The sequence below is a fragment of the Brevundimonas intermedia genome (assembly GCF_004614235.1).
Classification (GTDB): Bacteria; Pseudomonadota; Alphaproteobacteria; order Caulobacterales; family Caulobacteraceae; genus Brevundimonas; species Brevundimonas intermedia_A.
In genome coordinates, this window is record NZ_SPVH01000006.1 from 668,464 (window position 1) to 679,155 (window position 10,692).

Genomic DNA, 10,692 nt, shown 5'->3' on the forward strand with positions numbered 1-10,692 from the left:
GTTGTTCGGGTCTAGGACCGATCCGACAGAATACGGTGGGCCAGATCGCGGGCCTGGCCGCGCAGGTCGGGGACGGCGGTCATCTCCCAGAAGGCGCCGCGCGTCAGAGGACCGATGGCGTGCAGGCCTTGGGCCGGATCGCCCGCACCGTTCAGCAGGCCGCCGTCGTCATCGACCTGAAGACCCAGGCCCAGGGGATCGGGGCGGCCGTAACCCTTGTCCAGGATGTCGCGGATCATCGGCTCGGTGCTTTTGGAGATCACGCCCAGCGGTCCGGTGCAGTTCACCACCAGATCGAAGCGGTCGCGGATGGCGCGCTTTTTCCCGCGCGGACGCCAGGAGACCTCGATCACGTCGGTGGTCTTCAACTCGGTAAGCTTGCCGGCCAGGATCGTCAGTTCGCCGCCGGCCAGCATGGAGTGGATGTCGCGGGCCGAGCCGGGCGACAGGCGGTGGCGATGCACGTCCCACAGGGGGCGAAGGTGTCGCAGGAAGCGGCTGCGCTCCCCCTGCGACCAACTGCGCCAGATGTCGCGGGCCGAGTGGCGCAGCGTATCGAAGACGGCGCGCCAGTCGGCCTGCGCCGTCGCGGCGCGGACCTGTTTCAGAATCTGGGCGGGGCCGCCGGAAAAGGTCCCGGCATAGGCGCCGGGCGGGACGGTGGCGTGGGCGCGGGGCAACAGGCCGTGGCGCGACAGGGCGGTCAGGCGGCGGCCTGGTCGGCGCAGCGTCAGGGCCGCATCCACCATCGTCAGGCCCGAACCGATCAGCAGGACGTTGCGAGCTTCGCCTACCGTCTGGGGATCGAACCGCCAGGGGTTCTCGACATAGGCGGGCGAGTTCCGAACCTCGGCCTCGACGCCGGGGGGCGAGGCGGGTTCCAGATTGCCCAAAGCCAGCACCACCTGATCGGCGGTGACCTCCCCGTCGGTGGTGCCGATATGCCAGCCGTCGTCCTGACGGTCGGTGGAGCGGGCCTCGGCGCCGATCAGGTTCAGCCGGTCGGGCGAGTCGTCCAGCGCTTCGTCCAACAGGAAGCGCAGATATTCGCCATAGACGCCGCGGGTGATGAAGCCGTCCTGGGCGCGCCACGACGGCTGTTCCGCCAGCCAGTCGGCGAGGTGGCCCGGCCGGTCTGGAAAGGCGCTCATATTGTCCAGACGGACGTTCAGCAGATGGCCGGGATTGCCGGTGTCATAGGCGGTGCCGGGACCAAAGACGCCGCGCCGTTCGATCAGGGTGACCCGCACCTGAGGCGAGGCTTTCAGCAGATTGACGGCGGTCAGCAGGCCGCTGAAACCCGCGCCGACGATCGCGACATGCGGTCCATTCTGCTGTGGCATTCGCGCCCCCGTTCCGGTTTCCGTCCGCGTCGATAGCACACGGCCGGCGAGGTCCGATCATGGCGATAAATATCTATCTGACCAGTAGGAATAAAGTGATCAGGCGGGGGGAGACCGGCGGCGTCGGGCGTCGCGGATGTCGCGCAGGGCCAGGGGCAGCAGGGTCCAGGGCTCGACGCAATAGCGGACGAACAGGCGTTTCGGATCGTGGATCAGGCGATAGGCCCATTCGATTCCGGCCCGCCCCATCCAGCGCGGCGCGGCGCTCTGGACGCCCGCCTCATAGTCGAAGGCGGCGCCGACCGACAGGATGACGCAATCGGGCAGGCGTTCGAAATTGTCGTCGATCCACAGCTCCTGACGCGGCATGCCCATACCGACGAACAGGATGTGAGGCTGGAAGGCTTTGATCTGGGCGAGGACTGTAGCGTTCTCGGGCGAATCGGAACGGGCGTCGAAGAAGCCGTGATGGATGGCGATGTCGGCGTCGGGATAGCGGGCCTTCAGCCTTCGGGCCGCCTCGTCGCCGACGCCCGGCGCGCCGCCGATGGACATGACGCGCCAGCCGTTGCGGTTCGCCACGCTCCAGAAATGGTCGCGCCAGTCCAGATAGGTGCAGCGGTGAAAGCCCCGGCTGTGCAGGCCCAGCGTGCGCGAGAACCACAGCAGGGGGGTGGAATCGACCTCGATCAAATCGGCCCGGTCGTAGAAGCCGGCCAGTTCCGGGCGTTTCTGGATCAGATACAGGCTGTGCAGATTGTGGTTGGCGATCAGGCTCTTTCGGCCCTCAAGCACCGCCTGCCGTACATGATGCAGAACCTCTTCCGGCTTCACCAAATCGACCGGCTGGCCGAGCATGGACACGCGTTCGTGGGCGCGGCGGCGCTGACGAAACGGCGCGCGGGGCGCGGCGCGGCGTTCGGGCGCGCGGTGTTCGGCGACAGGAGGGTTGAGGGACGGGTCCGCCATGGGGCGCTTGTAGGCGGCCCGCCCTCAAGACGGGGTTAGAAAACAGGCTTAGCAGGCGTTAAGTCGCCGCCAAACGCGGGTCCGAAAGGTCATGCGGCAAGGCTTGAAGCGCCGCCTGCGGAATAAAACGACACGCGGCGAAAAACCTCTGTTGACCCCGTCGTTTCGCTGCCTTAGAGGTCCGCGCCTTCCCGATGGAAACGCCGCAAGGCGCTGCCGACGGGGCCCAGATGGCGGAATTGGTAGACGCGCTGGCTTCAGGTGCCAGTGGCTTAACGGCCGTGGAGGTTCGAGTCCTCTTCTGGGCACCATATTATTGAAAGCGTCGCACCGAACGGTGCGGCGCTTTCATTCTTTTTGGTCTATCGCATCGCGCACGGCGCTCTGCTGCTTGAGGCCGTGTTTTTGCCCTACCGGAATGCGCGCGGCGCATTACCTGCTTGAGGCCGTTTCTTGAATGCGGCACGCGGCGTTCAGCATTGCTGTAGCCCGTTTCGCCCGTCGCGTTCGCCGTGTAAGAGCCAGAGCATGACCGTTTACCTGCACGAGGGCGACCTGCCCGACGATCTGGACCTTGGGTCCGAGGTCGCCATCGATTCCGAGACCATGGGCCTGCGTTTTCGCCGCGATCCGCTGTGCGTGGTTCAGCTGTCGTCCGGCGACGGCGACGCCCATGTCGTGCGGATGAGACGGCCGGATTACGACTGTCCGAACCTGAAGCGGGTTCTGACCGATCCGGCGGTGACGAAGATCTTCCACTTCGGCCGGTTCGACATCGGCATGTTCCTGCTGCACCTCGGCGTCGAGACGCGGCCGGTCTATTGCACCAAGATCGCCTCCAAGCTGGCGCGGACCTACACTGATCGCCACGGATTGAAGGACGTGGTGCGCGAGACGGTGGGCGTGGACCTGTCCAAGGCCCAGCAGTCGTCGGACTGGGGCGCCGAGACCCTGACCCAGGCGCAGCTGGACTATGCCGCCTCGGACGTTCTCTATCTGCACGCGGCCAAGGCCAAGCTGGACCTGATGCTGGCGCGCGAGGGGCGCGCCGAGTTGGCCGCCAAATGTTTCGACTTCCTGCCGACCCGTTCGGCGCTCGATCTCGCCGGCTGGGACGAGACCGACATCTTCGCCCATAGCTGAGGCGCGCTTGACCGAACCCGGCGAACAGTCCCGCATCGAGGCCGACGAGGCCAGGGTCGCCCTGGCCGGCGCCCGCTGGCGTGCGCGCTCGCGGCGGGTGAAGCTGTATCGCCGGGTGCTGCCCATCATCATTCTGGTGCTGGCGGGCGGCGCCCTGACCTGGACCGTGTTCCGCACCGTCATGTCGGGGGTGGAGCGCAAGGCCAGCCAGAGCCAGGAGGTCCGTCTGGACGCCCCCCTGTTCCACGGCCAGGACGCGCAGGGCCGCGCCTTCACCGTCGGCGCCCAGGGCGCGGTGCGCGATCCGGCGACCGGCCATTTCCGCCTGATCGGCCCGGCGCTGAAGCTGAACCTGGGCGGGCGCAAGGTGACCGAACTGACCGCCGACGGCGGCACCTATAACGAGCAGGCCAAGACCGTGACCATCGGCCCGAACGTGCGGATTTCGGACGGCGGGACGGGCTTCGTCCTGACCACGCCCGAGGCGTTGGTGGACACCTCGACCGGAAACGTCACCGGTTCAAAGGGCGTTCAGGGTTCCGGCCCTATTGGAACCATCAACGCATCGTCCTATGCGATCTATGATCAGGGACAGCGCGTCGTGTTCGACGGCGCGGGCGACAACAAGGTGATGGGCGTGCTGACGCCCAAGGGGTCTGGCGGATGATCATGACGAAGATTTCAAAGACTCTGGCGGCGGTCGCGGCCGTGGCGGTCGTGGCCCTGCCGGCCGTCGGCGACGCGCAATCACAAACGGGCAACCAGCCCGTGGCCTATGGCGCGGACTCGGTCGAATACGGCCCCAACCGCATCATCCTGAGAGGCCGGGCCGAAGCGACGCAGGGCGGCAACCGCTTCCGCGCCGACACCCTGACCCTGGTCAGCGGCGCGGGCGGCGATCTGGAGCGCGCGGAGGCCGCCGGCACCGTCTATTTCGTCACCCCGGATCAGTCGATGCGCGGCGACCGCGCCGTCTATAATCTGGGCAATGGCGAGATCGTGGTGACGGGCAATGTGGTCCTGACCCAGGGCAAGAACGTCCTGACCGGCTCGCGCCTGGTCTACAACATCAACACCGAGGCCGCCCGCATGGACGGCGCGCCGCGCGGCGCAGCCGGAAGCCGCGTGCAGGGCGTCTTCTACCCCAACGCAAACTGAGGCCGTCGGCCGTCTGGACTTGAGCATTTGGCGCGCAAGGAACTGTCAGCCCTGAACCTGGACGACCGGCCGGCGACGACGCCGCAGCCGGTGGTCTCGCCTGCGGAAAAGGGTCTGCGGGTGCTGAACCTCGCCCGGTCGTTCGGGGCGCGTCAGGTGGTGCGCGACGTGTCTCTGACGGTGCAGCGGGGTGAGGTCGCGGGCCTGCTGGGCCCGAACGGCGCGGGCAAGACGACCTGTTTCTACATGATCACCGGCCTGATCCCGCCGGACTCGGGCACGATCTGGCTGGACGGCGAGGACATCACCGGCCAGCCGATGTATCAGCGCAGCCGCATGGGCCTGGGCTATCTGGCGCAGGAAGCCTCGATCTTCCGCGGCATGACGGTGGAGCAGAACGTCAAGGCGGTGGTCGAGCTGAACTATCCGCGCGACCAGATCCGCGCCGAGACCGACCGGCTGCTGGACGAACTGCATATCGACCACCTGCGCCATGCCGGGGCGACCGCCCTGTCGGGCGGCGAGCGTCGGCGGGTGGAGATCGCGCGGGCGCTGGCCGGGCGGCCGTCCTTCATGCTGCTGGACGAACCCTTCGCCGGCATCGACCCCCTGGCCATCGCCGACATCCGCACGGTGATCCGCTACCTGGCCAGCCAGGGCATCGGCGTGCTGATCACCGACCACAATGTGCGCGAGACCCTGGACATCACCGACCGGGTGTCGATCATCTCGAACGGCGCCGTGCTGTTCGAAGGCACCTCGGACGAGGCGGTCCACGACGCCGAAGTGCGCCGGGTGTATCTGGGCGAAAACTACGTTTGATCCGCCTAGTCTCCTCCCCACTTGTGGGGAGGGGGACCGCGCAGCGGTGGAGGGGCTGTTTGAAGTCCCCCAGACGCCTGCGATGCGTTGAAGAGCCCCTCCGTCACGGCGCGAAGATGCGCCGCGCCACCTCCCCATCGCTGCGCGACAGGGAGGAGACGATTCGGCGTTCGTCTCGCGTTAACCGTTTAGGCGACATTCTGCCCCAGCAAGTTCCGGGCCACTTGGCGGACGGGCGGGAAGATTTCGAACGTGATCGGGCAAAGGTTAGAGGTCAGGCAGGGGCAGGGGCTGGTCATCACGCCCCAGCTGCAGCAGGCGATCAAGCTGCTGCAACTGTCGAACCTTGAGCTGGACGACTTCGTCGAGGCCGAGCTGGAACGCAATCCGCTGCTGCAACGCGAGGAGCCGGAGGGCGAGACGCCCGAGCCGGTCGAGCGGGTCGAGGCGACGTCCGACAGCGAAATGTCTTTCGGCGACGGGGTGGGGCATGAGTCCGTGTCCGGCATGGATGCCGGATCCGACGATGTCTATGGCGACGCGGCGCCGGGCGAGCGCACCAGCGACCGGATGACCGACGAGGCCCAGCCGGGGCTGTCGGACTGGTCCAGCGCCGGCAAGGGCGGCCAGATGTTCGAGGGCAACGGCGAACGGCCCGACACGCACGAACTGACCCTGTGGGAGCATCTTCAGGCCCAGGCGTCCTCAGCCGGGTTTTCGGTCGCCGATCACGGCGTCGCCATGACCCTGATCGATGCGACGGACGAGGGCGGCTATCTGCGCGGCGAGTTGAGCGAGTTCGCCGACCGGCTGGGCGTGTCGCTGGAACGGATCGAGGCGGTTCTGGCCGTCTGTCATGGATTCGAGCCGACCGGGATCATGGCGCGGTCCGTGCCGGAATGCCTGAAGCTGCAGCTGATCGAGCGCAATCGGTTCGATCCGGCGATGGCGGCCTTGCTGGACAATCTGGACCTTCTGGCCCGGCGCGACCTGGCGGGACTGAAGAGGGTCTGCGACGTCGACGGCGAAGACCTGACCGACATGATCGCCGAGCTGAAGGCGCTGACGCCGCGCCCCGGCGCCGGCTTCGGCGGCGAACCGGCCCAGACGGTGGCGCCCGACGTCCATGTGCGGCCCGACCCGGCCGGCGGCTGGCGGGTCGAGCTGAACGCCGACACCCTGCCGCGGCTGCTGGTGGACAAGCGTTATCACGGGCTGGTTCAGGCGGGCGCGCGGTCCGATACGGAAAAGACCTTCGTCGCCGACTGCGCCGCCCAGGCCAACTGGCTGGTCAAATCGCTGGACCAGCGGGCCAAGACCATCCTGAAGGTGTCGTCCGAGATCGTGCGCCAGCAGGACGCCTTCCTGGCCTTTGGCGTCGAGTTCCTGAGACCGCTCAATCTGAAGACCGTCGCCGACGCCATCGGCATGCACGAATCGACGGTCAGCCGCGTCACCTCGAACAAATATATCGCCACACCGCGCGGGGTGTTCGAGCTGAAATTCTTCTTCACCGCCGCCATCCAGTCGGTGGACGGGGCGTCGACCCATTCGGCCGAGGCCGTCCGTCACCGGATCAAGTCGATGATCGACGGCGAGGGCCTGGAGGGCGACGTCCTGTCCGACGACAAGATTGTGGAAATCCTGAAGGAAACGGGCATCGACATCGCCCGCCGAACCGTCGCCAAATATCGGGAAGCCTTGAGAATTCCATCGTCCGTCGAGCGCCGCCGGATGATGAAGACCGCCTGAAGCGTAACCACAAAACGGTGATCCCGATTGACACCAAATCCGGTCGGGAGCGTTCTATGCGTATGCAAGTCCAAGTGAGCGGCAAGCAAGTGGATGTCGGCGAAGCGTTAGGCTCGCGCATCTCCCAGGAACTCGAAGACGGGGTCGGAAAATACTTCGCCCGAGGCGGTGAAGACGCCGAGGTCGTGGTGTCCAAGGACGGCCACAACTTCAAGGTGGACTGTTGGGTCCGCCTCGCGTCGGGCCAGACTCTGGTGACGACCGGCATGGGCGGCGACGCCCATTCCGCCTTCACCGAGGCGCTGGATCGGCTCGAAAAAAGGGTCCGTCGCTACAAGCGTCGGCTCAAGGATCACCACATCGGACCCAAGGGTCTGTCGCCCGAGAAGACCGAGAACGCCGCCCGCGAAGTCGCACGCAGCATCGTGCTGCGTGATCCCGACAGCGTGGAGGATGATGTCTTCGGCGACACGGGCGAGAACGACGGCCCGCCGCCGGTGGGCATGGTCATCGCCGAGACCGAGCACGAAATCCGCACCATCACGGTCGGACGTGCGGTTCTGGAGCTGGATATGACGGGCTATCCCGTCGTCCTTTTCCGCAATGCGGCCCATGGCGGGCTGGCGGTGGTCTATCGTCGCCCGGACGGCAATGTGGGCTGGATCGACCCTGAAATCGCCAGTGCGACCAATGGCAAGTCTAAGACCAACGGCTCAGTGAACTGAACAGCCAAGTTTGACTTCGGCGCGGGAGCCTCTAAACGGGCGCCCACGCCGTGTCTCTGCGTGTATCGAGGTTGTCTGATGGACATCGGTGATCTGCTCGCGCCCAAGGGCGTGGTGCTGCGCGGCGGCGCGTCGTCCAAGCGACAGGCGCTGCATGCGCTGGCCGAGGCGACGTCTCACGCCCTGGGCATCGACGAATCGCGGATTTTCGACGCCCTGATGGAGCGCGAGGCGCTGGGATCGACCGGGCTGGGATCCGGCGTGGCCGTGCCGCATGCGCGTCTGGACGAAGTCAGCCAGGTAACGGCGGTCTTCGTGCGGCTGGATACGCCTGTGGCCTATGACGCCGTGGACGATCGTCCGGTGGACCTGATCTTTGGGCTGTACGCCCCGTCCAAGGCGGGTGCTGAGCATCTGCGGGCGCTGGCGGCGGTGTCGCGCGCGCTTCGGTCGCCGGAACTGCGCGAACAGTTGCGTCAGGCGCGCACGACGGATGCGATCCGGGCCCTGTTCGTCAAGGATACGGCCGCTACCGCCGCCTGAGCATAATGAAGGCGGCGTTCGTCACGCCCCGCCCATCCTTGCAATCAGTGAACCGAAACCGGCTCCAACTCGTGCGCCACGGCGGCGGCGAAGGCGGTGTCGCGGTCGATCATGACCGCGAGACGTTCACCGTCGGCGCTGTGAACGGCATAGAGGGACTGGCCGGGATTGAGGTCCACGTCCTTGATCTCGACCGCTTCTTCAAGCAGGTCGGCCGCCTTGATCTCTCGCACATAGACGAGGTCGGGGGCGCCCAGTCCTGCAAAATCTTCCTTGGTCATCGTCATCGGCGTCATTAGGACCGCCTCCTTTGAGTTTTACAACGCCCGGATCGCCGGGCGGTTCGAACGGCTGTGCTTTTCAGCCGACCGTGATCGGAATGCGCCGCACCTGGCGTTCGGCCTCGGGGCGGATCAGGTCGACGTGCAGCAGGCCATGCTCCAGCCGGGCGCCCTCGACTTCCAAACCGTCGGCCAGCACGAAGTTGCGCACGAAGCCCCGCGCCGCGATGCCGCGATGCAGGAAGGCCTGTTCCCCCTTGCCGGCGTCGTCGCGCTTGCCCGCGATGGTCAGTTGGCGGCCGTCCAGGGTGATGGCCAGTTCGTCGGGCGCGAACCCGGCGACAGCCAGACTGATGCGCACGCCCGCCTCGCCGATCTGTTCGACATTGTAGGGCGGATAGCTTTCGGCCGTCGCCTTGGCGGCGCGGTCGATCAGGGCGCGGGTGTGATCGAACCCCAGCAGGAAGGGGCTGTCGAACAGGATGGTGCGCGTCGTCGTCATCTGGGTCCTCGAATAAAGCGACCGAGCGGCCGGTCTCCCGCAATCGGCAAGACCTTCCGTCACAGATGAAGATGGGGGCGGACGGGGGCGGGATCAACCGCCCGCGCCCCGCGCCCTGTGGGCCGGTTAGTGGATGGCCTCGCCGTGCTGGGTATAGTCCAGCCCCTCGACCTCTTCGTCCTTGGTCACGCGCAGGCCGGTGGTGAACTTGCAGATCATCAGGACGACGAAGGTGCCGGCCGCGCTCCAAACAATGACGCCGCCCAGGCCGATGGCCTGTTTCCACACCGTGGCGCCGTCGGACAGGGCGTTGACGGTGGTGGTGGCGAAGACGCCGGTCAACAGGGCGCCGACGATGCCGCCCACGCCGTGCACGCCGAAGGCGTCCAGGGTGTCGTCGTACTTCAACGCGCGCTTCAGCCAGACCGCGCCCGCATAGCAGGCCGGGCCGGCGATCAGGCCGATGAAGAAGGCGCCCTTGGGATCGACGAAGCCGGCGGCGGGGGTGATGGCCACCAGGCCGCCGACGACGCCGGACAACAGGCCCAGCAGGGTCGGGCGCTTGCGGTCGAACCATTCGATGGTCATCCAGCCCAGCGCCGCAGCGCCGGCGGCCAGGATGGTGTTGAAGGCGGCCGTGGCGGCCAAGGCGTCTGCCGCGCCGGCGGATCCGGCGTTGAAGCCGAGCCATCCGACCAGCAGCAGGCCGGTGCCGATGGCGCTGTAGACCAGGTTGGCGGGGGCCATGTTGTCGCGCCCGAAGCCGTGACGCGGCCCCAGCACCAGGGCGCAGACCAGGCCGGCGATCCCCGCATTGACGTGGACCACCGCCCCGCCCGCGAAGTCGAGCACGCCCAGTCCCCCCAGATAGCCGCCGCCCCAGACCTGGTGACAGATCGGCGCATAGACGATCAGGTGCCACAGGGCGAAGAACAGCAGGCTGGCCGAAAACTTCATCCGCTCGGCGAAGGCGCCGGCGATCAGGGCCGGGGTGATGATGGCGAAGGTCATCTGGAAGCTGACGAACAGCAGTTCGGGCAGGCCGGGCAGCAGGCTGTGGGCCGTCTGGGCCGTCACTCCGTTCAGGAAGGCCGCCTGGACCCCGCCGATGAAGCCGTTGATCGCGTCCGGCCCCTTGCCGAACGACAGGCTGTAGCCGACCAGGAACCACAGCACCGAGACGATGGCGAAGGCGGCCGCCGACTGGGCGATGACGCTGATGATGTTCTTCTTGCGCACCATGCCGCCGTAGAACAGCGCCAGGCCCGGCAGGGTCATCAGCAGCACCAGCGCCGTCGAGGTCAGGATCCAGGCCGTCGCCGCAGTGTCGATGACCAGCGGCGCCTGGTGCGCCAGCAGGGCGGGGGCCGCCAGGACGGGAGACGCCAGCGACGCCGCCCCCGCGACGAGTGTGGCGGCGAGGGCGGCGTGTCGGGTCATGGATTCGTCTCGGG

The 10,692-nt window shown here is 67.0% G+C and carries 12 protein-coding genes and 1 tRNA gene; 8 read left to right on the top strand and 5 right to left on the bottom strand.

Annotated elements, in window-relative coordinates; all coding sequences use genetic code 11:
• Positions 1 to 11: 11 nt before the first annotated feature.
• Together EGY25_RS09580 and EGY25_RS09585 are read right to left on the bottom strand one after the other, a co-directional pair.
• On the bottom strand, positions 12 to 1,343 hold the full coding sequence (locus EGY25_RS09580) for an FAD/NAD(P)-binding protein (protein WP_135194753.1): 1,332 nt from the start codon (positions 1,341 to 1,343) through the stop codon (positions 12 to 14).
• Positions 1,344 to 1,442: 99 nt separating this feature from the next.
• A complete protein-coding gene (locus tag EGY25_RS09585) occupies positions 1,443 to 2,312 on the bottom strand; it encodes a WecB/TagA/CpsF family glycosyltransferase (protein WP_135194754.1) in 870 nt (289 codons plus the stop codon).
• A 224-nt stretch (positions 2,313 to 2,536) separates the two neighbouring features.
• On the opposite strand from EGY25_RS09585, the gene EGY25_RS09590 reads away from it, so the two are divergent.
• From EGY25_RS09590 to ptsN, 8 genes are all read left to right on the top strand, one after another.
• Positions 2,537 to 2,623: transfer RNA gene (locus EGY25_RS09590), tRNA-Leu, on the top strand.
• Positions 2,624 to 2,840: 217 nt separating this feature from the next.
• The gene (locus EGY25_RS09595; protein ID WP_135194755.1) at positions 2,841 to 3,455 is read left to right on the top strand and encodes a ribonuclease D; all 615 of its coding nucleotides are present in this window, start codon (positions 2,841 to 2,843) and stop codon (positions 3,453 to 3,455) included.
• Positions 3,456 to 3,462: 7 nt separating this feature from the next.
• Positions 3,463 to 4,122 (top strand): LPS export ABC transporter periplasmic protein LptC, encoded by a 660-nt coding sequence (gene lptC, locus EGY25_RS09600; protein ID WP_135194756.1) that lies wholly within the window; start codon positions 3,463 to 3,465, stop codon positions 4,120 to 4,122.
• 2 nt (positions 4,123 to 4,124) lie between these two features.
• Positions 4,125 to 4,613 (top strand): LptA/OstA family protein, encoded by a 489-nt coding sequence (locus EGY25_RS09605; RefSeq protein ID WP_245159423.1) that lies wholly within the window; start codon positions 4,125 to 4,127, stop codon positions 4,611 to 4,613.
• Positions 4,614 to 4,640: 27 nt separating this feature from the next.
• Entirely contained in the window at positions 4,641 to 5,435 is a 795-nt protein-coding gene (lptB, locus tag EGY25_RS09610) for an LPS export ABC transporter ATP-binding protein (protein WP_135194758.1), read from the top strand.
• Positions 5,436 to 5,687: 252 nt separating this feature from the next.
• Positions 5,688 to 7,187, top strand: a complete 1,500-nt coding sequence (gene rpoN, locus EGY25_RS09615; protein WP_135194759.1) for an RNA polymerase factor sigma-54 — start codon at positions 5,688 to 5,690, stop codon at positions 7,185 to 7,187.
• 62 nt (positions 7,188 to 7,249) lie between these two features.
• Entirely contained in the window at positions 7,250 to 7,912 is a 663-nt protein-coding gene (hpf, locus tag EGY25_RS09620; RefSeq protein ID WP_135195595.1) for a ribosome hibernation-promoting factor, HPF/YfiA family, read from the top strand.
• A gap of 78 nt (positions 7,913 to 7,990) precedes the next feature.
• Positions 7,991 to 8,455, top strand: coding sequence for a PTS IIA-like nitrogen regulatory protein PtsN (gene ptsN / locus EGY25_RS09625; protein ID WP_135194760.1), 465 nt, complete (start codon positions 7,991 to 7,993; stop codon positions 8,453 to 8,455).
• Positions 8,456 to 8,499: 44 nt separating this feature from the next.
• On the opposite strand, the gene EGY25_RS09630 is transcribed toward ptsN, so the two are convergent.
• The 3 genes from EGY25_RS09630 to EGY25_RS09640 all read right to left on the bottom strand — a co-directional run bounded on the left by EGY25_RS09630 (position 8,500) and on the right by EGY25_RS09640 (position 10,678).
• Positions 8,500 to 8,751 carry a DUF1150 family protein gene (locus tag EGY25_RS09630; RefSeq protein WP_135194761.1) on the bottom strand — a complete coding sequence of 84 codons (252 nt, stop codon included), beginning with the start codon at positions 8,749 to 8,751 and terminating at the stop codon, positions 8,500 to 8,502.
• A 64-nt stretch (positions 8,752 to 8,815) separates the two neighbouring features.
• On the bottom strand, positions 8,816 to 9,238 hold the full coding sequence (locus tag EGY25_RS09635; RefSeq protein WP_135194762.1) for an Hsp20 family protein: 423 nt from the start codon (positions 9,236 to 9,238) through the stop codon (positions 8,816 to 8,818).
• 126 nt (positions 9,239 to 9,364) lie between these two features.
• On the bottom strand, positions 9,365 to 10,678 hold the full coding sequence (locus tag EGY25_RS09640; protein WP_135194763.1) for an ammonium transporter: 1,314 nt from the start codon (positions 10,676 to 10,678) through the stop codon (positions 9,365 to 9,367).
• Positions 10,679 to 10,692: the final 14 nt, after the last annotated feature.

Excerpts from the sequence above, each read along its gene's own strand:
- EGY25_RS09580 (WP_135194753.1), bottom strand. The coding sequence starts at position 1,343 with ATGCCACAGCAGAATGGACCGCATGTCGCGATCGTCGGCGCGGGTTTC.
- EGY25_RS09585 (WP_135194754.1), bottom strand. The coding sequence starts at position 2,312 with ATGGCGGACCCGTCCCTCAACCCTCCTGTCGCCGAACACCGCGCGCCC.
- EGY25_RS09595 (WP_135194755.1), top strand. The coding sequence starts at position 2,841 with ATGACCGTTTACCTGCACGAGGGCGACCTGCCCGACGATCTGGACCTT.
- EGY25_RS09605 (WP_245159423.1), top strand. The coding sequence starts at position 4,125 with ATGACGAAGATTTCAAAGACTCTGGCGGCGGTCGCGGCCGTGGCGGTC.
- hpf (WP_135195595.1), top strand. The coding sequence starts at position 7,250 with ATGCAAGTCCAAGTGAGCGGCAAGCAAGTGGATGTCGGCGAAGCGTTA.
- ptsN (WP_135194760.1), top strand. The coding sequence starts at position 7,991 with ATGGACATCGGTGATCTGCTCGCGCCCAAGGGCGTGGTGCTGCGCGGC.
- EGY25_RS09630 (WP_135194761.1), bottom strand. The coding sequence starts at position 8,751 with ATGACGCCGATGACGATGACCAAGGAAGATTTTGCAGGACTGGGCGCC.
- EGY25_RS09635 (WP_135194762.1), bottom strand. The coding sequence starts at position 9,238 with ATGACGACGACGCGCACCATCCTGTTCGACAGCCCCTTCCTGCTGGGG.
- EGY25_RS09640 (WP_135194763.1), bottom strand. The coding sequence starts at position 10,678 with ATGACCCGACACGCCGCCCTCGCCGCCACACTCGTCGCGGGGGCGGCG.